Here is a 21,410-nt window from a genome sequence, read left to right as displayed (position 1 = left end):
CATGAAATTCATTCAGGCTATTTTACTGCTCTGTTTACTCACGGGCTGGAATAACAGCGTGCGTGCAGGGACCTGCACGACAATAATACCGCAAATTTCCACGCTGTCGGTGGGCACGATTAATGTCCAGCGCGATGCGCCTGTCGGGACGGTGGTATTTTCCGGCGCGGCCACCTATACGGGATCCTATCTTACCGGGTGCAGTAATCCATTAATGCTCGGATTTAGCATGCGCTATAACAACGCCACGTTGAGCAGCTATGGCAACCATGTTTACAACACCAATATCAGCGGAATGGGTATTCGTTTTTCTTCGAATAACGACTTTGAAAATCCGGCCAATACGTTTTCTTATAATGCGCAGACCTCGTATGTTGACTGGTACGGTGGCAAAATTGAACTTGTGGTCACCGGTCCGGTTTCGTCTGGTGCCTTAACGCCGGGGGTCATAGGCGTAGTGACGCTTCAGGGGAGCGACGGCGTTTACCGCGACGGCCTGACGACCCAGCTCACCAGCGGGACGATCAATGCGCTTGCATGCAGTATTACCACGCCTCAGCTGACGTTCCCCATTGGTGATATCTCCGCCTCAGCGTTTGGCACGGCGATCGGAACCACGCCCACGGGCGCGCAGAATACGCAAAACCTGGGGGTAAACTGCAGTCCCGGAACCAATATTACGGTTTCCCTGAGCGGCATACAGAACCCGGACAGTGCGAATACCAGCGTGATGGCATTAACCGGGCAGGGAAATACCGGGACCGCAAAAGGGGTTGGCGTACAGCTTTTGTATAACGGCACGCCGCTGGTGTTGAATAGCCGCCTGCTATTAAAACAATCTTCGGGTGGACAAGAGACGCTGCCGTTAACGGCGCGATATTACCAGACGTTAACGTCTGTCGAATCCGGCGCGGCCAATGCCTCTGCAACGCTTAATTTGACCTACCAGTAGCAGGTAAATGATGAAAATATCGCACAAGAAGCTGGTCTTCCTCGCCTTGCTCTGCTGGAAGGCCTTTTCCGCCGATAACGTGAATCTTGACGTGACGGGAAATATTGTGGCCTCGCCCTGCATATTTAATGGCGGGAATACGCAGCTGGATATTAATCTCGGCAATATTCAGGCGACAAACATGGTGACGCCGGGTTCATCCTCCGACCCGGTGACGTTTAATCTGCAGTTTACGCAGTGTCCCGCGGGGACGCGCAGCGTGACGGTCTCCTTCACCGGAAACCCCGATCCGGTAGCCGGGGCGGACTACTACATGAACAGCGGCTCGGCAAGCAACGTGGCGATAGCCATGCGCGAGAGCGCAACGGGGACGCTAAAGGGAACAGGTTCCAGCATTACGCAAAATATTGCAGCAGACCGAACGGCCAGCATGCCCATGCAGGCATCGGTGATATCCCAGGCCGGTGGCGCGACGCCGGGAAGCATCAGCGCGGTTGTTGTGATGACGATGCAGTACAACTGAATGCCGGAAAGCGCATTTAAAATGAGACGTGGGTGAGCTATGTTGAATATCCTGATTCAGGAAACGGATTTATTTTTTCAGGCCGGGCTGCAGTTTTTTTTCGAGGATTTTTTTGAGCATAATTTTCATCGATCCATCCATTTTAACGCAGGCCTGACCGAGGACAACATCATTCAGGCCGATATTATTGTCCTTTCGCTCTGTCAGGGTGAAACGCTGACCTGTTTTCCTGAATTGCAGGTCCGGGAAAAAGGGATTGTGATAGGTCTGGTGGATGATGAGCGCCGTTTTTCCGCGTTGCCCTCCTGTTTTCAGGACATCATTTTCCTCTCTCGCCGTGCTTCGCTTGATCGTATAAGCGGCGCATTGTTTATCGCCTTGTTCAGGACGCAATTACCGGGATACATCTGGAATAAAAAATCCTGTTTCGAATGCCAACATAAAGTCCTGTCACCGCAACAGATTCGAATTATGGTGAATTTCTATCAGGGGCATTCGGTTGCGCAGACCGCCAACATATTAAAGATGAGTGATAAAACAGTCTTTACCCATAAATATATGATGATGCAGAAGTTTAACCTGCGAAGTGATTACGAGTTGATCGTTCTGCTCAGAAGGTTAATGGAGAAAAAGAGTCGGCCAAACCTGCTCCACGATTACCTGGAAAATAATTATGCGTAACGGCTAATAGTCTGAATAGCCCGCTGTACTGTTGAGTAATGCCGCTATCGATTTCGCCTGAGGTAATGTTATTTTCATTGGTTTTAAATAATGACCCATTCGTATGCAAATTCATAAGACCATCAAACCGATTTTTGTGAGTAAATTCCAGTGTGTCGGGCCTGAGTGCCTGATGTCCTGTTGCCGTGGTTGGACAATTTCCATTGACAAGAAAACACATGGAAAATACATTTCCTCAACGCATTCGGACATTTCTCGCCTTGCAAAAGCGAACCTAATTCCACTGCGCAAGGGGAAAAATAACTATTCGAGAGTGAAGCTGGATGAGAAGGGCGACTGTCCCTTTATCGACGAAAATAAACTCTGTCTGATTCACCGTGAATTAGGGGAAAGCGCGCTGTCCCACACCTGTAGCACCTATCCGCGAGGTTCTACCCGCTACGAAGATGAAACCCGGCACACGATGACGCTCTCCTGTCCTGAAGTGGTTCGGTTAGTGCTCTTCGACCCGGATGCCATGCTGCTTCAGGAGCAGGAAACGCTGCGGGCAGTCTACAAAACCAACCTCATCGGACGTCGTCAGTCTATGACTGACGTGACTCAGGTTATCCATCTTTTTGCCTGGAACGTAATCCAGTCTCCTTCTCTTAACGTTGAAGAGAACCTGATGGCGCTGGCGCAGTTTATTTTATGTCTGCAGCACGTAAATTTCGATTTGCATAACAAATTTGAGCAGGTTGAAGATTATTATGAAATGCTGATGGCTGAATTGAAAAATGGCCATTCTCTCTTACAGGCCAATAATATTGGTCAATCAAATGCGATGAAGTATCTTGCCTTGTCCGTTATGGGGACGAATGTTGCACGTTTTTCCGCCAGAGAAGAGACCATCCTGAAAGGGCATAAAGCCATTGCTGACTATCTGGATTTCGCTAATCATCATGACACAGTGGCACTGGATAAAAAATTTGCTGACCTCAATTTGCAGTGGCACAGATTATGCGAGAACAGCTGCTTGTCCGAACCGCACGTCTTACGTAATTACTTGTTATATAAAATGTATAGCAATTATTTCCCGGGCAACAGCATCGACACTATTTTGCGTCAGTTTTATCGCATTGTTCTGGATTTCTACTATCTGAAAGTCTTCCTCAGTGTGAAATCGATGCAGGAAACGATTGACCAGCAGGTCGTCATGAAAACCATCGCAGGCTTTTCGGAAAAGACGATGCATAACAATAGCATTGATGCACGATTCGATTTTGCGATTGATAAAATTAACGGCGGGGATGATTTATCCTGTCTGCTGCTGATTGGTTAAACGATCCGTGGTAAGAGGCTCGCGGTGCGAGCCTCATTTCTTCAAACGTTTACCGCACTGATTAACCGCGACTTCATGGACTGGTAGGCCGACGCCGCAAAGTCCTCCGCCCAGCGTTGATCCTCAATCGCCTCCAGCTGCACCGCACAATACTTCGTTTCCGGCGTTTTGGAGACGGGGTCGAGGTTATCCTGGGTCAGCTCGTTGCAGGCGCCAATCCACCACTGATAGGTCATGTAGACGGCTCCGGCGTTGATGCGTTCGCTGATGCTGGCGCGGGTTATCACTTTACCCCGGCGTGAACGTACCCAGACCAGTTGGCCGTCAGCAATTCCCAGTCTATAGGCATCGGCGGGGTTCATCTGGACGCGGCCTGGCTCGTCGGCCAGGCTTTGCAGCGCCGCGCAGTTTCCGGTCATGGAGCGACAGGAGTAGTGCCCCACCTCGCGTACCGTGCATAGTACCAGCGGGTAATCCTCATCCGGGGTTTCCGCTGGCGCGCGCCAGGCGGCGGCAAAAAGTTGCCCTTTGCCCGTTGGGGTGTCGAACTTATTGTCCTTGTACAGATAGGGCGTACCGGGGTGATCGAGCGTCGGGCACGGCCACTGAACATGGCCCATCTCGCCCATTTTTGCGTAGGTCACGCCGTAGAACAGCGGGCACAGTTCGCGCATTTCGTCCCAGATCTGCTGGTTGTCGTCGTAATGCATCGGGTAGCCCATCTCCGTCGCCAGCAGGCTGATGATCTCCCAGTCGCGCTTCACGTTGCCGCTGGCGTCAATGGCTTTCCCGAAACGCTGGAAGCCGCGATCGGCGCAGGTAAAGACGCCGCCGTGTTCACCCCATGACGTGGCCGGTAACAGCACGTCCGCCACTTCCGCCGTTTTGGTCATAAAGATGTCCTGAACCACCACAAAATCGAGCGCGTCGAAACCGCGACGGACCAGACCGAGATCGGCTTCTGTCTGAAGCGGGTCTTCCCCCATGATGTAATACGCTTTGACCTTACCTTCCAGCGCAAGATGCGGCACCTCGGTGATGCGCGTCCCGACGCGATCGTCCATTCTGTTGACGTCTATCTTCCACGCATCGGCAAATTTCTGTCTGACCGTCGGGTCCGTTACCTCCTGATATCCGGGGAACATATTGGGTAGAACGCCCATGTCACACGCGCCCTGAACGTTGTTTTGCCCGCGTACCGGGCCAACGCCGACCGCCGGACGGCCAAGGTTGCCCGTCAGCAGCGCCAGGCTGGAAAGGCCTTTCACCACATCAACCGCCTGACCAAACTGGGTAACACCCATCCCCCACATTACCGTCGCTGACGGTGCCGCCGCGAACGTGCGCATTGCCTGACGCACATCGCGCGCGGGAATACCCGTCAGATGCTCCACGCGCTCTGGCGCGTAATCTTTGACAATCTGTCGGTACGCCTCCAGCCCTTCCGTAAAACGTGCGACGTAGTTTTTGTCGTACAGCTCCTCTTCCAGCAGCACATAGCCAAAGGCATTCACCAGCGCCATGTTGCTGCCGTTTTTCAGCTGAAGATGCTGATCGGCAATGCGTGCCGTTTCAATACGACGCGGATCGCAGACGATGATTTTTGCGCCATTCTCACGCGCTTTCAGCACGCGTCGGGCGACGATAGGATGAGAGTCTGCGCAGTTATAGCCGAACACCAACAGGCATTTTGAGTTTTCAATGTCGTTGATCGAGTTACTCATGGCGCCGTTACCGAGCGTCTCCTGCAAACCGGCAACCGAAGGGCCGTGGCAGACTCGTGCACAGCAATCGACGTTGTTGGTATTAAGCACGGCACGGGCAAATTTCTGCATGACATAGTTGGTCTCATTACCCGTTCCTCGCGAGGAGCCGGTGGTCATGATTGACCGTGGACCGAACTGTTCTTTGATGCTCTTGAGCCTGTGGGCGGTATAGCGAATGGCCTCTTCCCAGGTGACAGGGGTGAACGCCTCTCCTTTGTTGTAGCGGATCATGGGCTGCGTCAGGCGGGGGGTGAGCAGGCGGGTGTCGTTGAGGAAATCCCAGCCGTAGAATCCTTTCAGGCAAAGCGTGCCCTGATTGGTGACGCCGTCTGCTGCTTCGGCTCGGATAATACGGTTATTTTCAACGACGAGGTTAAGTTTGCAGCCTGCACCGCAGTACGGGCAGACGCTGGCGATTTTTTTCATCAATAACAGACCTGTTAAGAAATGAAGCAATGTTTAACTGGAAAGCCCAGTCCCTTATTGGCTTAAGCAGGATCCATGCCACATTGCTTGTGCTTGATTTACAGGGTGTTATTGACGAGCGGCGTGTCATCGTCAGGCTGTTCGTCAGAATTGACGATGACACGTTCGCTTTTTTGTGGGGAAGGAGGTCAAAGATCGTCCATGGTGTAACCGACGACGATTTCCAGCGTCTTGCGGATCACATCCGCCTGAACGACATCGTCAGTGGCTTCCAGCGTCTGGATCAGCCAGAGGATAATGGCCTTATTGGTCAGATGTCCTTCAGAGGCGAGGACACAGCGTACTGCAGTAGAAAAAACAGCGGACTCTTCAGCAAAACGTTCGCCTGCATGACGGAAGTACTCCGATAACGCACTGTCTAAAAAAGCAGAGTGAAATTCGGGTTGAAGCTGAATATTTTGTCTCATTTGTTCTCACCGTAGCTGTATGGTTGCAGTCAATGTATCTTCTTTGGATCGGACGGTTTTCCATTACCAAATAACGGCACTACATTGTCTCGACTCTCTCTGAGAGATCCCTCTCTTTTTGGTCGTCCCTGTGCGGTTCTGCGACGTTTAAAGGCGAGGTCATTTGAACCGATTTCGGCAATCACCCTCGCAAGTGTCTCCCGCCGCTGGGGATCCTTTTCATGTGCTTTCATATTGCGCAGACGCTGGATAAGACCTTCGGTTGTCACGGGGCCACGCTCTCTCAGAAGAGAAAGAACGGCTTCACCGATTAGCTGGTCGATCAGGCGATCTGCGTCACTACTGTTCATCACGTTACCGTTCGAAAAGCAGTCCAAGCAGCATGTGATAATGCTGTTCCTCTTCCGGGCCTTTAGCCCTTTCGAGGCGACTTAAAAGTTTGGTACAGAGCGATTTGCGATTGAGATGTCGCCCGTCGCTAAGAATCTCAACAACCACCTGACCCAGCGTCTCCTGCTGAGTAGGTAGCGCGGCTTTCTCGAAGTACTGCGCGATTGCTGCTGCTGAATCTGCGACATAACCGTTCTGGTTCATGTTTCGCTCCTGTAAATATCCGTAATCAGTAACGTTACAATTAAGGTATACATATTTTTCAAATCTGTACATTCAAAATGTACAGATTTTTAAATTTTTCTTGATATATTTTATAATTTCTATAAATATCAATTGGTTGTTATTGTGGTGTTTAACGTTATCGTTGCAGAATATATTGTACAATCTCGATTTTGCTCAGAGAGTTGTACAACAGCAAAACCAGGCTTTGTAAATGCGCTAAATCATTGACGTGTAAATTATTTGTTAAGTAATGAATGTGCTATAACAACACTCTATCCACGATCTTTTCGTGGCCGAACCTATAACCCCCCAGGAAAAGCATGCTAACAACCATCATTTACCGCAGTCATATCTGCGAGGGCGTTCCGGTGAAAGCGCTGGAAGAAATGGTAGCTGCTGCAAATCGTAATAATCGGCACTCCGATGTCACGGGGATCTTGCTGTTTAACGGCACACATTTTTTCCAGTTACTTGAAGGGCCAGTTGATAATGTGACGGCCATCTATCAGCATATCTGCCGTGACCCGCGACATCATAATGTGGTGGAACTCATGTGCGATCACGGTCCCTTCAGACGCTTTGGCAACGTGGGCATGGAGCTTTTCGATTTGCGTCAATTTGATACAGACGAAGTGCTCCAGCAGGTGCTTGATAAAGGGACAACGAAGTACCGGTTGACGTATAACGACCGTGCCTTGCAGTTTTTCCGCACCTTCGTTGAGGCCACAGAAAAAGCCAACTATTTTGAACTGCCTCCGGCGAACAGCTGGGATTTTATTCCTGAAGAGACACCCTTATCCGCGCAGTCAGAGGTTGTGGCAAAAGGTGCAGATTGCAGCTTTGCGTTTCAACCTATTGTCGATCCCTTTATGCAACAGATTGTCTCCTGGGAAGCGCTAATTCGTACGCCAGAAGGGGATTCACCTGCTGCCTATTTTCAGACTCTGCCGCGAGACGCGCTTTATGAGGCCGATCTGAAGAGCAAGCAGGTGGCACTGTCGATGGCCAGCGCGCTGGGGCTGCACACCCAAACGCTGTCCCTCAATCTGCTGCCGATGACGCTGGTTAACGTGCCTAACGCGGTTGATTTCCTGCTTACGGTCATTGAGGCGAATGGTTTTGTGCCGGAACAGATCGTTGTCGAGTTCACGGAGAGTGAAGCGATCTCCCGCTTTGACGAATTTACGCATTCAGTCAGGCAGTTAAAGAGCGCGGGTATCAGCGTGACGATCGATCACTTTGGCGCAGGGTTTGCCGGGCTGCAGCTGCTGGCGCAGTTCCAGCCGGACAGAATTAAGATTAATCGGGATTTGATAGCCAACGTGCACAAAAGCGGTCCGCGCCAGGCGATTGTACAAGCCATCATCAAATGCTGCGCGTCCCTGGAAATCCAGTTCTGCGCGGTGGGGGTAGAGCTGGCTGAGGAGTGGATGTGGCTGGAATCCGCCGGGATTTCGCAGTTTCAGGGGCATCTGTTCGCCAGCCCGCGTCTGGGCGGGATCCCGGCTGTTGCCTGGCCTGAGAGAAAGAACGATTTCTAAAAACCTGTACATGGCACTCGAGAGTTAACTGTACGAAGAGATAAATTTAGACAACAATAGATAAACGAGTGAAAGGATTTGACCCCTTTCACTTGTCTCAGAACGGGGAGTTGGTTATACAAATGCGTTGTACAATCTGATAAGGTTGGTGCGGTTAGGTATGAAGGTTTTGAGCGTGAGGGAGTTAATGGCCTATTACAGTATCGGCGAAGTCGCCGAACGATGCGGTATCAACCCCGTTACGCTGCGTGCCTGGCAACGCCGTTATGGTTTGTTGAAGCCGCAACGCAGCGAAGGGGGCCATCGTCAGTTTGACGATGAGGATATCCTGCGTATCGAAGAGATCAAGCGCCTGATGAAAACCGGCGTCTCGGTCGGAAAAGTCAAAGCGTTACTGGAAACCAAAGAAGAGCTGACGCAGGGTAACTGGATCTCTTTCCAGGAAGAGATGATGACGGTTCTGCGTTACGCCAGCCCAGGTAAACTGCGCGCCAAAATCGGCGAGTTCCGCCGCGATCATGCGATGGATGCGCTGATCGATAACATTATTTCTCCGGTCCGACAGCGAATGAACCAGGACCAAAACACCGTGCGTCACATGGCGAGTCTTTTTGACGGCGTACTGATCGAATTCGCGTTTGCAAGCCTCGCGGAATCCCGTAAGAAAGCCGGTAAAGATGCTCTCCTGATCGGCTGGGAATGCGACGACCGAACGCATCTTTGGCTTGAAGCCGCGCGTTTGGCACAGAAGGGCTGGCATATTGACGTGCTGGCTGAACCCATCGATTCACCGCGTCCTGAACTGTTCCCGGGGCAAAAAATCTTCGTCTGGACGGGGAAATCCCCCACACCTCGCCAGCAGGAACAGCTTGATCACTGGCGTGAACAGGGATTTGCTGTTTCATTTCATCACCGATCGTAAGAGGCCTTGAGGGCCTTTTTTGTTTTTGTCACTTCCTGAGCAAAAGCTATCTTAAAAATAGGCATTTCCGATGCATATTTTACTTTTCTCCTGTCCGCCACAAATGCTGCGGCGAAATGCATTATTTATCAATGCATTGAACAATTAAATCCATTCTGCCTGCATCCTTCTACAGGGTCTATGCTTAATAAAAGTAACCAAAAAGGGCGGTTTACCCAGATGCCCCTACTGACAGGGGGTTGAAGTGATAATCGTTATCACTAACATGGTGTTATGCCCTGATGGCTATTCAGACGAGGTGGACCTATGGAACTGCATTCAGAAACCTTTAATCCGGCCGATTTTGCCTGGCGCGGTTTAACGCTCACGCCAGCGGCGGCGGCACACATTCACGAGCTGGTGGCGAAAAAGCCCGAGATCCTCGGCGTGCGTTTAGGCGTCAAACAGACCGGATGCGCAGGTTTTGGTTACGTGCTTGATACCGTCACCGAACCCGAGAAAGATGACCTGGTCTTCGAAACCGATGGCGCGAAACTGTTCGTGGCGCTGCAGGCGATGCCCTTTATCGACGGCACCGAAGTGGACTACGTCCGCGAAGGCTTAAACCAGTTATTCAAATTTCATAACCCGAAAGCCCAGAACGAATGCGGCTGCGGCGAAAGCTTTGGGGTATAGGCGGTACTATGTCTCGTAATACTGAAGCAACGAGTGATGTGAACACCTGGAGCGGCGGACACCTGAATTATAAAGAAGGGTTCTTCACGCAGCTGCAGACCGATGAGCTGGCGAAAGGCATCAACGAAGATGTCGTGCGGGCGATCTCGGCCAAACGTAACGAGCCCGAATGGATGCTCGAATTTCGTCTGAGTGCCTTCCGCGCCTGGCTGGAAATGGAAGAGCCGCACTGGCTGAAAGCGCACTACGACAAGCTGAACTATCAGGATTACAGCTACTACTCCGCGCCCTCCTGCGGCAGCTGTGACGACACCTGCGCCTCGCAGCCGGGTGCGGTACAGCAAACCGGCGCAGAAAACAGCTTCCTGAGCAAAGAAGTTGAAGAGGCCTTTAATCAGCTTGGCGTGCCCGTTCGCGAAGGGAAAGAGGTGGCGGTGGACGCCATTTTCGACTCCGTCTCGGTGGCGACCACCTACCGCGAGAAGCTGGCAGAGCAGGGGATCATTTTCTGCTCCTTCGGCGAAGCGATTCACGATCATCCGGAACTGGTGAAAAAGTACATTGGAACCGTGGTGCCCTCTAACGATAATTTCTTTGCGGCGCTCAACGCGGCGGTGGCCTCCGACGGCACCTTTATTTACGTACCAAAAGGCGTACGTTGCCCGATGGAGCTGTCGACTTATTTCCGTATCAACGCGGAAAAAACCGGCCAGTTCGAACGTACCATTCTGGTGGCCGATGAAGGTAGCTACGTCAGCTATATCGAAGGCTGTTCCGCGCCGGTACGCGACAGCTATCAGCTGCACGCGGCGGTGGTGGAAGTCATCATTCACAAAGACGCCGAGGTGAAATACTCCACGGTGCAAAACTGGTTCCCGGGCGACGGCAATACCGGCGGCATTTTGAACTTCGTTACCAAGCGCGCGCTGTGCGAAGGCGAAAACAGCAAGATGTCCTGGACCCAGTCGGAAACCGGCTCGGCCATTACCTGGAAATACCCGAGCTGCATCCTGCGCGGGGATAACTCCATCGGCGAGTTTTACTCGGTGGCGCTGACCAGCGGCCATCAGCAGGCCGATACCGGCACCAAGATGATCCACATTGGTAAAAACACCAAATCCACCATTATCTCGAAAGGGATCTCCGCCGGGCACAGCCAGAACAGCTATCGCGGGCTGGTGAAAATCATGCCGACGGCTACCAACGCGCGTAACTTTACCCAGTGTGACTCGATGCTGATTGGCGCTGACTGCGGCGCGCATACCTTCCCGTACGTCGAGTGCCGTAATAACACGGCCCAGCTTGAGCACGAAGCGACCACGTCGCGCATCGGGGAAGACCAGCTCTTCTACTGCCTGCAGCGCGGGATCAGTGAAGAAGATGCCATTTCAATGATTGTGAACGGCTTCTGTAAGGACGTGTTCTCTGAACTGCCGCTGGAATTCGCCGTTGAAGCACAAAAACTCCTCGCCATTAGTCTTGAACACAGCGTCGGTTAAGGAAAGCACATGTTAAGCATTAAAGATTTACAGGTTAGCGTGGAAGAGAAAGAGATCCTGCGTGGCCTCAATTTTGACGTCAAGCCGGGTGAAGTTCACGCCATCATGGGGCCGAACGGCTCCGGGAAAAGTACGCTTTCCGCGACGCTGGCAGGACGCGAAGATTACGAAGTCACCCACGGCTCCGTCGAGTTTAACGGCAAAGATCTGCTTGAGATGTCGCCGGAAGAGCGGGCTGGGGAGGGCATCTTTATGGCCTTCCAGTACCCGGTAGAAATTCCGGGCGTCAGCAATCAGTTCTTCCTGCAGACGGCGCTGAACGCGGTGCGCAAATATCGCGGTCTCGAGGCGCTGGACCGCTTCGACTTCCAGGATCTGATGGAAGAGAAGATCAAGCTGCTGAAAATGCCGGAAGACCTGCTGACCCGTTCGGTCAACGTCGGCTTCTCCGGCGGTGAGAAAAAGCGTAACGACATTCTGCAGATGGCGGTGCTCGAGCCCGAGTTGTGCATTCTTGATGAGACCGATTCAGGCCTGGACATCGACGCCCTGAAGATTGTCGCAGACGGGGTGAACTCGCTGCGTGACGGCAAGCGCTCGTTTATTATCGTCACCCACTACCAGCGCATTCTTGACTACATCAAACCAGACTACGTCCACGTGCTTTACCAGGGGCGCATTGTGAAATCCGGCGATTTCACGCTGGTTAAACAACTGGAGGAGCAGGGTTATGGCTGGCTTACCGAACAGCAGTAATGCACTCCAGCAGTGGCACCGGCTGTTTGAAACGCAGGGGCAATCGCGTTCTGAACAGGCCCAGCAGCACCTTCAGCAGATGCTGCGTCTGGGTCTGCCCACCCGTAAGCACGAAAACTGGAAATACACACCGCTCGATGGCCTGCTGAACGGCGAGTTTGTCACGCGCTCGGCGGACGTCACGCCGGCCCAGCGAGACGGGCTGGCGTTACCTGTGGATGCGCTGCGTCTGGTCTTTGTCGACGGCGTGTTTCACCCGGAACTCAGTGACGAGACGCGACACAGCGGCTTTCAGATCGACGTGAATGACGTTCATCCGAGTCTGGCCGCACCGGTGCAGCCGGAGGTCTTCCTGCATCTCACCGAAAGCCTGGCGCAGTCTGTGACGCATATCAGCGTGAAACGTAACCAGCGTCCGGCGAAGCCGCTGCTCCTGATGCATATCAATCAGGGTCTTGACGGCGACGAAATCAACACCGCGCACTATCGCCACCATCTTGAACTGGCGGAGGGGGCGGAGGCCACGGTGATTGAACATTACGTCAGCCTCAACGAGACGCGCCATTTTACCGGCTCGCGTCTGACGATGAATGTGGCGGCCAATGCCCAGCTTCACCACATCAAGCTGGCGTTTGAGAACCCGCAGAGCCACCACTTTGCCCATAACGACATTTTACTTGGGCAAGATGCCGCGGCCTACAGTCATAGCTTCCTGCTCGGCAGCGCGGTGCTGCGCCACAATACCAGCACCCAGCTTAACGGTGAAAATACCACGCTACGCATTAACAGCCTGGCGATGCCGGTCAAATCTGAAGTGTGCGACACGCGCACCTGGCTTGAGCACAACAAAGGCTATTGCAACAGCCGTCAGCTGCATAAAACTATCGTCAGCGACAAAGGGCGCGCAGTGTTTAACGGCCTGATTAACGTGGCCCAGCACGCCATTAAAACCGACGGACAGATGACCAACAACAACCTGCTGCTGGGGCGTCTGGCTGAAGTGGACACCAAACCGCAGCTGGAGATCTACGCCGATGACGTGAAATGCAGCCACGGTGCGACGGTCGGGCGGATTGACGATGAGCAGATGTTCTACCTGCGCTCCCGCGGTATCGATCGGCAGGCGGCGCAGAAGATGATCATCTACGCGTTTGCCGCCGAGCTGACGGAAGCGCTGCAAGATGGCGCGTTAAAACAGCAGGTGCTGGCCCGTATAGGTCAGCGTCTGCCTGGAGGCGAAGCATGAGTTTTCCCGTCGAGAAAGTACGGGCAGATTTTCCCGTTCTGACCCGTGAAGTGAACGGTCTGCCGCTGGCCTATCTGGACAGCGCGGCCAGCGCGCAGAAACCGAATCAGGTGGTGGATGCAGAAGCCGAATTCTATCGTCACGGCTACGCCGCCGTGCATCGCGGTATTCATACCCTGAGCGCCGAGGCGACCCAGCGCATGGAAAACGTGCGCACGCAGATTGCCGCCTTCCTCAACGCGCAATCGCCTGAAGAGCTGGTCTTCGTGCGCGGCACCACCGAAGGGATCAACCTGGTCGCCAACAGCTGGGGCAACGCGCAGGTGCATGCGGGCGATAACATCGTCATCACGCAAATGGAGCACCACGCCAATATCGTGCCGTGGCAAATGCTCTGCGAGCGCGTTGGCGCGCAGCTGCGGGTGATCCCGTTGAATGCCGACGGGACGCTTCAGCTTGAGCAGCTTGACGCGTTGCTGGATGAGCGCACGCGGCTGGTGGCGGTCACCCAGGTTTCTAACGTCCTGGGGACTGAGAACCCGGTGGCGGAGATTATCGCAAAGGCCCATCAGGCAGGGGCGAAGGTACTGATTGACGGCGCGCAGGCGGTGATGCACCACGCGGTTGATGTCCAGGCGCTGGACTGTGACTTCTATGTCTTTTCAGGCCATAAGCTCTATGGGCCGACCGGGATAGGCGTGCTGTACGTCAAAGAGGCGATCCTGCAGGCGATGCCACCGTGGGAAGGGGGCGGGTCGATGATCGCCACCGTTAGCCTGTCGGAGGGCACCACCTATGCGCGCGCGCCGTGGCGCTTTGAGGCGGGCACGCCAAACACCGGCGGTATTATTGGTCTGGGGGCGGCCATCTCCTGGGTCTCCTCAATTGGCCTTGACGCCATTCAGGAATACGAACAGGTGCTGATGCACTATGCGCTTGCCCAGCTTGCCAGCGTACCGGATCTAACCTTATACGGCCCGGCTGACCGACAGGGTGTGATTGCGTTTAATCTGGGTAAACATCACGCCTATGACGTGGGCAGTTTTCTGGATAATTATGGCGTGGCGGTCCGTACCGGGCATCACTGCGCCATGCCCCTGATGGCGTTTTACCAGGTGCCGGCAATGTGCCGCGCGTCGCTGGTAATGTACAACACAACGGAAGAGGTCGACAGGCTGGTGGCGGGGCTTAAGCGCATTCACCAGTTGCTGGGCTAACGGAGAGGCGAAAGATGGCAGAACTGCCGGATAAAGATAAATTGCTGCGCAACTTCGGGCGTTGCGCTAACTGGGAAGAGAAATATCTCTATATTATTGAGTTGGGGCAGCGTTTAGCGCCGCTCAGCGAAGAGGCGCATAACCCGGATAATATTATTCAGGGCTGCCAGAGCCAGGTGTGGATTGTGATGAAGCAATCTGACGACGGCACTATCGAATTACACGGCGACAGCGACGCTGCGATTGTGAAAGGGCTTATTGCCGTCGTCTTTATCCTCTATCACCAGATGTCGGCGCAGGACATTGTCGCTTTTGATGTTCGTCCCTGGTTCGAAAAAATGGCGCTCACCCAACATCTCACCCCGTCCCGCTCCCAGGGACTGGAAGCGATGATCCGCGGCATTCGCGCCAAAGCTGCAATCCTTAGCTAGACTTACAGAACAGCATTCATTCTGTTTCGCGAGGTGGTTCCCGCCTCGCTGGTTTTTCAGCTTTCTGGCGTTCTGTCAGTGAATAAGGAATCTCAGCATGAAGCGCGCGTCTCTAATAACTCTATTACTCCTTGGTTCGCTCGGTGTGCTTAATTCGGCCCGGGCAGTGGATTATCCGTTGCCGCCCGCAGGCAGCCGTCTGATTGGGCAAAATCAAACCTACACGATTCAGGAAGGTGACAATAAACTGCAGGCCATTGCCCGCCGGTTTAATACGGCTGCCCAGCTTATTCTTGAAACCAATAATACCATTGCACCGGTGAACCCCGCGCCGGGGACGGTGATCACCATTCCTTCTCAAATGCTGCTGCCGGATACGCCGCGGGAAGGGATCGTGGTCAACCTGGCTGAGCTTCGGCTTTACTATTTCCCGCCTGGGGAGAATATCGTTCAGGTCTTCCCGCTCGGTATCGGGCAACTGGGACTGGAAACGCCGGTGACGACCACCCGCGTGAGTCAGAAAATCCCTAATCCAACCTGGACACCGACAGCGGGCATCAGGGCGCGCTCTCTGGCGCAAGGAATAAAATTGCCGCCGGTCGTGCCAGCAGGGCCAAATAACCCGTTAGGACGCTTTGCGCTGCGTTTAGGCGTAGGGAACGGTGAATATCTTATCCACGGCACCAGCGCGCCGGACAGCGTTGGTTTACGGGTCAGTTCAGGCTGTATGCGGATGAACGCGCCGGATATCAAAGCGCTGTTTGGGCAGGTGCGTGTTGGCACGCGGGTCCAGATTATCAATGAGCCGGTGAAGTTTGCCGTCGAGCCGGACGGGAAACGCTACATCGAAGTACACCGTCCGTTAGCGCAGGTTGAAGGGGAAAACCCACAGGTTGCGCCCATTAGCCACTCCGAAGATTTCGCATCCTTCGTGTCTCAATCGGGGAGTGATAAAGCGCTTATCGATAAAGCCCTGTCACGTCGTGCGGGGATCCCGGTGGTAGTATCTGCCGGTAATGGCCCATCAGCCAGCAACAGCGTGTTGTCGGTGCAGAACAGTCGGGTGTCAGCTGCGGTAGCCGAAGAGGAAGGGGAGAGGGTGACGCAGTAGGGGTTTGACGAAGGCAAAAAAAATGGCGCACAATGTGCGCCATTTTATTAACAGGTACTATTACTTACGGTATTTAGTAGCCTGGTTGTCCAGACGCTGGTTAGCGCGAGCTGCGTCGTCTTTAGCAGCCTGAACGTCGGAACGGATTGCGTTCACGTCGTTGCTCAGCTGGTCAACTTTAGCGTTCAGAGTCTGAACGTCAGAAGACAGCTGATCGATTTTAGCGTTGCTGGAGCAACCTGCCAGCAGAGTAGAACCCAGGATTACCGCGCCCAGTACCAGTTTAGTACGATTCATTATTAATACCCTCTAGATTGAGTTAATCTCCATGTAGCGTTACAAGTATTACACAAAGTTTTTTGGGTTGAGAATATTTTTTTGATGGGAATACGCCTATTTTTGATCGTTCGCTCAAAGAAGCAACGAATTTGGCCTTTTTGTCGAAAAAGCCATGTTAAAAAAGGCATTTTTCATCGGATTCATCTTAGATAAATCGCAATTAAATAGAAAAACCCGATTTGCTTTTTGAATAGATAGGGCTAATGACAGGAATAAAAAAAGCGCCCCGAAGGACGCTTTCTATCAAAAAATAATTCGTTCGGGAATTATTACAGTACGTGAACAGATGCAGTGTTAGTGGTACCTGCTGGAACCAGGGCACCAGAAACCATCACCACAACGTCGCCTTTCTGTGCCAGACCGCTTTCCAGCGCCATCGCTTTACCCTGAATGTAGAAATCATCGGTAGACGCGATCTCTTTCACCAGATGGGCAACCACGCCTTTGCTCAGCACCAGCTGACGCGCGGTGGTTTCATTGGTGGTCAGGGCCAGGATGGTGGCATCCGGGAAGTATTTACGCACTGCACGAGCAGATTTACCGCCCTGGGTCGCTACCACGATCAGCGGTGCGTCCAGTTTCTCAGCGGTTTCAACTGCACCGCGGCACACAGCTTCGGTGATGCGCAGTTTGCGGCTGTCGTTGTTGAAGTCCAGACGGCTGGTCATCACGCGGTCAGTACGCTCGCAGATGGTCGCCATGATGCCGACCGCTTCCAGCGGGTATTTACCCTTAGCTGACTCACCGGACAGCATCACTGCATCAGTACCGTCGAGGATGGCGTTCGCCACGTCGCCTGCTTCAGCGCGGGTAGGACGTGGGTTTTTGATCATGGAGTCCAGCATCTGCGTTGCAGTGATAACCACTTTACGCGCGCGAACGCATTTCTCGATCATCATCTTCTGCGCGAAGATCACTTCTTCAACCGGGATTTCAACGCCCAGGTCGCCACGGGCAACCATGATGCCGTCAGACGCTTCGAGAATTTCGTCGAAGTTGTTCAGGCCTTCCTGGTTTTCAATTTTGGAGATGATCTGGATCTTCTCGCCGCCGTGCGCTTTCAGGTGCTCACGGATCTCAACCACGTCGGAACGCTTACGGATGAAGGATGCAGCAACGAAATCAACACCTTGCTCGCAACCAAAGATCAGGTCCTGTTTGTCTTTTTCAGCCAGTGCTGGCAGCGCGATAGAGACGCCCGGCAGGTTAACGCCTTTGTTCTCGCCCAGGTCGCCGTTGTTCAGCACTTTACAGATAACCTTGTTACCTTCGATAGCGGTAACTTCCATGCCGATCAGACCATCATCCACCAGCACGGTGTTGCCGACGGACAGATCGCTGGTGAAGCCTTCGTAGGTCACTGCAACGATTTCGCTGTTGCCAACAACGGATTTGTCGGTGGTGAAGGTGAAGGTCTGGCCCGCTTTCAGAGAAACGTCGTTACCGCCTTCCAGTTTGATGGTACGGATTTCCGGACCTTTGGTGTCCAGCAGAATAGCGGCTTTTTTGCCGGTCTTGCTCATCACGTTGCGCAAGTTCTGGATACGCTGGCCGTGCTCTGCATAGTCGCCGTGGGAGAAGTTCAGACGCATCACGTTCATGCCGGCATCCAGCATTTTGCTCAGCATCTCTTCAGATTCGGTTTTCGGGCCGATAGTACAAACAATTTTCGTCTTTTTCATGACAGTCTTAGTCTTTAAGTTGGGAAGGATATGGAAATCTCGCTCCGGGGGCGCACCGCCGCGGAGTCAAACCTGTGTTGCAAAAGAGTATATGACACGCACTAAGGATAGGAGACATCAAATGAGCGTGCAGAAGAAAGTGTGCCTGAGTGTCAGCCCAACGAAGGAGAGGAGAAGTTGTACGTTGTTTTTTGTATTCCAAGCGCTGAAACCATTCACCAGGGATTTGGCGCGCATTATACGCTGATTTTAAGATAAAAGGAAAATGGAAACAGCGTTTCAAAAATAATCTGTGCAGATTCACATAAGTTTGTTATCAAGGCGTTAAGGCATAATGACAACTTATGGCGGCAGGTGCCTGACCTGCCGCATTTTGCTTATTTTTGCAGCGCCTGGCTGAGGTCGGCAATCAGGTCTTTCGGATCTTCAATTCCGACTGACAGGCGGATCAGCTGCGGCACAATGCCGTTTGCCAGGCGTTGTTCCAGCGGAATTGACGCATGGGTCATGCTGTACGGCTGGCTCACCAGACTCTCCACGCCGCCCAGACTTTCCGCGAGGGTGAACAACTTCAGGTTGCGGATCACCTCGGTGGCGCGTTGCGCATCGCCTTTCACCACAACGGAAATCATCCCGCCTGGCAGCGCCATCTGCGTACGGGCAAGCTGATATTGTGGATGCGATTCCAGACCGGGATAGAAAACGTTTTCCACCAGAGGATGTTGATCGAGCCATTGCGCAATCGCCAGCGCGATGGTGCTGTGTTTTTCGACGCGCAGCGCAAGGGTACGAATACCGCGCAGGGTCAGGAAACTGCTGAACGGATCCAGAACGCCACCCACCGCGTTTTGCAGATAGCCGAGCTTGTCAGCCAGCGTCTTGTTATCTCCCACCACCGCCAGCCCGGCGACGACGTCGGAGTGGCCGTTGAGGTATTTGGTGGCGGAGTGCACCACGATATCGAAACCTGATTCAAGCGGACGGTGGATCACCGGCGACGCGAAGGTGTTATCCGCCACGCTGATGACGTTATGACGACGGGCAATTTGCGCAATGGCCGCCAGATCCGCCAGCTTTAGCAGCGGGTTGGTTGGCGTTTCGACCCACACCATGCGGGTTTCCGGACGAATGGCGGCCTCAAGCCCGGCCAGATCGTCCGGTTTAACCCAGCTGACCTGCAGACCGGTGCTGCGCTTGCGCACGTTTTCAATCAGGCGATACGTCCCGCCGTAAACGTCATCGATGGCGACAATATGGCTGTCTTTATCCAGCAGTTCGAGCACCGTGGAGATGGCCGCCAGACCGGAGGCAAACGCGTAGCCGCGCGAGCCGCCTTCCAGTTCGGCGATGGCGGTTTCCAGCGCGTGGCGGGTGGGGTTGCCGCTGCGGGAATACTCATAGCCGGTATGCTCGCCGGGTGACGGTTGCGCAAACGTTGAGGTAGCGTAAATCGGCGGCATGACGGCGCCGTGCTGGTCGTTGAACTCGCCGCTGTGAACGCTCAGGGTTGCCAGGTTTTTCATCTCTTATTCCTTTATTGTTGTAGACGGTTGCGCCAGGCGGTCAGGACGTCGCTGCGCGTGATCAGACCCAAAAAGCGGTCGTTGTCATTAATAACGGCCACCAGGCCACGGTCGAAAATAGCGTTCAGGGCGCTCTCAGGGGCGTGTTTATCAAGGAACTCCACCTGACGCGTCATGGCTGCCGTCACCGGAAGGGCGAAGCGATCGCCATCGCCGCCGATATGCCGCAGCAGATCCCACTCGTCGATAATGCCCACCACCTTGCCGCTCTCCAGCACCGGAAGCTGGGAGATGTCATACAAACGCATGCGCGCCAGTACGGTTGAAAGCGTGTCGTCCGGGGCGGCGGTGACGGTGGCACCTTCATCGTGACGCAGGGCAATATAGTCGGAGAGATCGCCAGACTGAGGGCGCGTGATGAGCCCTTGCTGACGCATCCAGTCATCGTTGAACATCTTCGAGAGGTATTTATTGCCGCTGTCGCAGGCGAAGGTGACCACGCGTTTTGGCGTGGTCTGCGCCTGACAATATTTCAGCGCCGCCGCCAGCAGCGTGCCGCTGGAGGAGCCCGCCAGAATGCCTTCCGTTTTCAGTAGCTCGCGTGCGGTGGTGAAGGCTTCGCGGTCGGTGATGCGCCAGGCGCGATTCACCCCTTCGATGTGGGCCAGCGGCGGAATAAAGTCTTCGCCAATCCCTTCAACCAGCCATGAGCCGGCATCGTGATAGCGTCCGGTTTCCACCTGGTCGGCCAGAACCGATCCGGCCGGGTCTGCCAGGACAAACTCCGTATCTGGGGAGTGTTCCGCAAACCACGCCTGCAATCCCCCCAGCGTGCCGCCAGAGCCCACGCCGACAACAATGGCGTCGATCCGCCCGTCAAGCTGTTCAAACAGTTCCGGCGCCGTAGTGGTGCGGTGCGCCAGCGGGTTGGCCTCATTATTGAACTGGTCGATGTAAAACGCGCCGGGCAGCTCGTTGGCCAGACGCTGGGCGTAATCCTGGTAATAGGCCGGATGCCCCTTATTCACATCGGAGCGGGTCAACACCACCTGAGCCCCCAGCGCGCGCAGGTGGAAAATCTTTTCGCGGCTCATTTTATCGGGTACTACCAGGATCAGCGAGTAGCCTTTCTGCGCGGCGATCAGGGCCAGGCCGAGGCCGGTATTGCCCGCCGTCGCTTCAATAATCGTGCCACCCGGCTGTAGCTGGCCGGTGCGCTCCGCTTCGTTGATCATCGACAGCGCAACGCGGTCTTTAATCGAGCCGCCGGGGTTTTGGTTTTCCAGCTTCAGAAACAAGGAGCAGGGACCGGTATCCAGTTTGTGCAGCTGGATAAGCGGCGTGTGGCCAATCAGTTCGGTGACGGAGTGATAAATCGTCATGGTCTTTTTCCTTTAAGGAGGTCATGACCGGATGATAGGACCATGAAAATTTCTCAATAAAGAACGTTTCACTGCCTTTTAGAACAGAAAGGAATATTCAGCATGTTTTCGGATGTAAGGACAGCAAGACGTAAAGTTGTCTGGATGTGAGGATGGATATATCGGGATAAAATGCTGCAAAAATGACCATTTTTTCAGCGGGTCAGCCATCGAATATGCGTATGGCAGATAATCATTGCTGAAAATGATCTAAATGCTTTCCAGCCGTTAAATCCGCTGTTTATTTCCTAAAGTTATAACAAATTCTTTTTTGTTCATTTAAAACCTGATAACGC

The 21,410-nt window shown here is 53.6% G+C and carries 22 protein-coding genes; 13 read left to right on the top strand and 9 right to left on the bottom strand.

Going from position 1 to position 21,410, the window contains the following annotated elements:
• Position 1 precedes the first annotated feature (1 nt).
• From ACTJJA_RS20255 to fliB, 4 genes are all read left to right on the top strand, one after another.
• Positions 2-952: a fimbrial protein gene (locus ACTJJA_RS20255; RefSeq protein ID WP_440669028.1), complete on the top strand. Its 951-nt coding sequence runs from the start codon at positions 2-4 to the stop codon at positions 950-952.
• A gap of 10 nt (positions 953-962) precedes the next feature.
• Positions 963-1,475, top strand: coding sequence for a fimbrial protein (locus ACTJJA_RS20250; RefSeq protein WP_440669037.1), 513 nt, complete (start codon positions 963-965; stop codon positions 1,473-1,475).
• Between the two features lie 39 nt (positions 1,476-1,514).
• Positions 1,515-2,156 carry a helix-turn-helix transcriptional regulator gene (locus ACTJJA_RS20245; protein ID WP_440669027.1) on the top strand — a complete coding sequence of 214 codons (642 nt, stop codon included), beginning with the start codon at positions 1,515-1,517 and terminating at the stop codon, positions 2,154-2,156.
• 103 nt (positions 2,157-2,259) lie between these two features.
• On the top strand, positions 2,260-3,477 hold the full coding sequence (fliB, locus tag ACTJJA_RS20240) for a flagellin lysine-N-methylase (RefSeq protein WP_440669026.1): 1,218 nt from the start codon (positions 2,260-2,262) through the stop codon (positions 3,475-3,477).
• Positions 3,478-3,518: 41 nt separating this feature from the next.
• On the opposite strand, the gene fdhF is transcribed toward fliB, so the two are convergent.
• From fdhF to ycgZ, 4 genes are all read right to left on the bottom strand, one after another.
• Entirely contained in the window at positions 3,519-5,669 is a 2,151-nt protein-coding gene (fdhF, locus tag ACTJJA_RS20235) for a formate dehydrogenase subunit alpha (protein ID WP_440669025.1), read from the bottom strand.
• A 188-nt stretch (positions 5,670-5,857) separates the two neighbouring features.
• Entirely contained in the window at positions 5,858-6,136 is a 279-nt protein-coding gene (locus ACTJJA_RS20230) for a biofilm development regulator YmgB/AriR family protein (RefSeq protein WP_010430215.1), read from the bottom strand.
• 29 nt (positions 6,137-6,165) lie between these two features.
• A complete protein-coding gene (locus tag ACTJJA_RS20225; RefSeq protein WP_440669024.1) occupies positions 6,166-6,486 on the bottom strand; it encodes a hypothetical protein in 321 nt (106 codons plus the stop codon).
• Positions 6,487-6,490: 4 nt separating this feature from the next.
• A complete protein-coding gene (gene ycgZ / locus ACTJJA_RS20220; protein WP_440669023.1) occupies positions 6,491-6,730 on the bottom strand; it encodes a regulatory protein YcgZ in 240 nt (79 codons plus the stop codon).
• 341 nt (positions 6,731-7,071) lie between these two features.
• On the opposite strand from ycgZ, the gene ACTJJA_RS20215 reads away from it, so the two are divergent.
• From ACTJJA_RS20215 to ldtE, 9 genes are all read left to right on the top strand, one after another.
• Positions 7,072-8,292: a diguanylate phosphodiesterase gene (locus ACTJJA_RS20215; protein ID WP_440669022.1), complete on the top strand. Its 1,221-nt coding sequence runs from the start codon at positions 7,072-7,074 to the stop codon at positions 8,290-8,292.
• A gap of 187 nt (positions 8,293-8,479) precedes the next feature.
• Positions 8,480-9,214 carry a MerR family transcriptional regulator gene (locus ACTJJA_RS20210; RefSeq protein WP_440669021.1) on the top strand — a complete coding sequence of 245 codons (735 nt, stop codon included), beginning with the start codon at positions 8,480-8,482 and terminating at the stop codon, positions 9,212-9,214.
• 306 nt (positions 9,215-9,520) lie between these two features.
• The gene (gene sufA, locus ACTJJA_RS20205; RefSeq protein ID WP_010430228.1) at positions 9,521-9,889 is read left to right on the top strand and encodes a Fe-S cluster assembly scaffold SufA; all 369 of its coding nucleotides are present in this window, start codon (positions 9,521-9,523) and stop codon (positions 9,887-9,889) included.
• Positions 9,890-9,897: 8 nt separating this feature from the next.
• Positions 9,898-11,388, top strand: coding sequence for a Fe-S cluster assembly protein SufB (sufB, locus tag ACTJJA_RS20200; protein WP_032657798.1), 1,491 nt, complete (start codon positions 9,898-9,900; stop codon positions 11,386-11,388).
• A gap of 9 nt (positions 11,389-11,397) precedes the next feature.
• The gene (gene sufC / locus ACTJJA_RS20195) at positions 11,398-12,144 is read left to right on the top strand and encodes a Fe-S cluster assembly ATPase SufC (protein WP_440669020.1); all 747 of its coding nucleotides are present in this window, start codon (positions 11,398-11,400) and stop codon (positions 12,142-12,144) included.
• Positions 12,119-13,390: a Fe-S cluster assembly protein SufD gene (gene sufD / locus ACTJJA_RS20190; RefSeq protein WP_440669019.1), complete on the top strand. Its 1,272-nt coding sequence runs from the start codon at positions 12,119-12,121 to the stop codon at positions 13,388-13,390. The genes sufC and sufD overlap by 26 nt, the downstream gene beginning before the upstream one ends.
• A complete protein-coding gene (sufS, locus tag ACTJJA_RS20185; protein ID WP_100166933.1) occupies positions 13,387-14,607 on the top strand; it encodes a cysteine desulfurase SufS in 1,221 nt (406 codons plus the stop codon). The genes sufD and sufS overlap by 4 nt, the downstream gene beginning before the upstream one ends.
• A gap of 14 nt (positions 14,608-14,621) precedes the next feature.
• Complete coding sequence (gene sufE / locus ACTJJA_RS20180; RefSeq protein ID WP_100166932.1) at positions 14,622-15,038, top strand: cysteine desulfuration protein SufE; 417 nt, start codon at positions 14,622-14,624, stop codon at positions 15,036-15,038.
• 97 nt (positions 15,039-15,135) lie between these two features.
• Positions 15,136-16,149: a L,D-transpeptidase LdtE gene (ldtE, locus tag ACTJJA_RS20175; RefSeq protein WP_440669018.1), complete on the top strand. Its 1,014-nt coding sequence runs from the start codon at positions 15,136-15,138 to the stop codon at positions 16,147-16,149.
• A gap of 60 nt (positions 16,150-16,209) precedes the next feature.
• On the opposite strand, the gene lpp is transcribed toward ldtE, so the two are convergent.
• The 5 genes from lpp to ACTJJA_RS20150 all read right to left on the bottom strand — a co-directional run bounded on the left by lpp (position 16,210) and on the right by ACTJJA_RS20150 (position 21,075).
• Positions 16,210-16,446, bottom strand: coding sequence for a murein lipoprotein Lpp (gene lpp, locus ACTJJA_RS20170; protein WP_010430241.1), 237 nt, complete (start codon positions 16,444-16,446; stop codon positions 16,210-16,212).
• A 311-nt stretch (positions 16,447-16,757) separates the two neighbouring features.
• On the bottom strand, positions 16,758-18,170 hold the full coding sequence (gene pykF, locus ACTJJA_RS20165; protein ID WP_010430242.1) for a pyruvate kinase PykF: 1,413 nt from the start codon (positions 18,168-18,170) through the stop codon (positions 16,758-16,760).
• Positions 18,171-18,177: 7 nt separating this feature from the next.
• Positions 18,178-18,474, bottom strand: coding sequence for a protein YnhH (gene ynhH, locus ACTJJA_RS20160; RefSeq protein ID WP_419716694.1), 297 nt, complete (start codon positions 18,472-18,474; stop codon positions 18,178-18,180).
• Positions 18,475-18,547: 73 nt separating this feature from the next.
• The gene (locus tag ACTJJA_RS20155; RefSeq protein WP_440669017.1) at positions 18,548-19,693 is read right to left on the bottom strand and encodes a trans-sulfuration enzyme family protein; all 1,146 of its coding nucleotides are present in this window, start codon (positions 19,691-19,693) and stop codon (positions 18,548-18,550) included.
• Positions 19,694-19,704: 11 nt separating this feature from the next.
• Positions 19,705-21,075 (bottom strand): pyridoxal-phosphate dependent enzyme, encoded by a 1,371-nt coding sequence (locus ACTJJA_RS20150; protein WP_440669016.1) that lies wholly within the window; start codon positions 21,073-21,075, stop codon positions 19,705-19,707.
• Positions 21,076-21,410 lie beyond the last annotated feature (335 nt).

This window comes from Enterobacter sp. 22452 (assembly GCF_052045065.1).
In the GTDB taxonomy this organism is placed as follows: Bacteria; Pseudomonadota; Gammaproteobacteria; order Enterobacterales; family Enterobacteriaceae; genus Enterobacter; species Enterobacter mori.
This window is presented reverse-complemented; position numbering and strand designations above follow the sequence as displayed.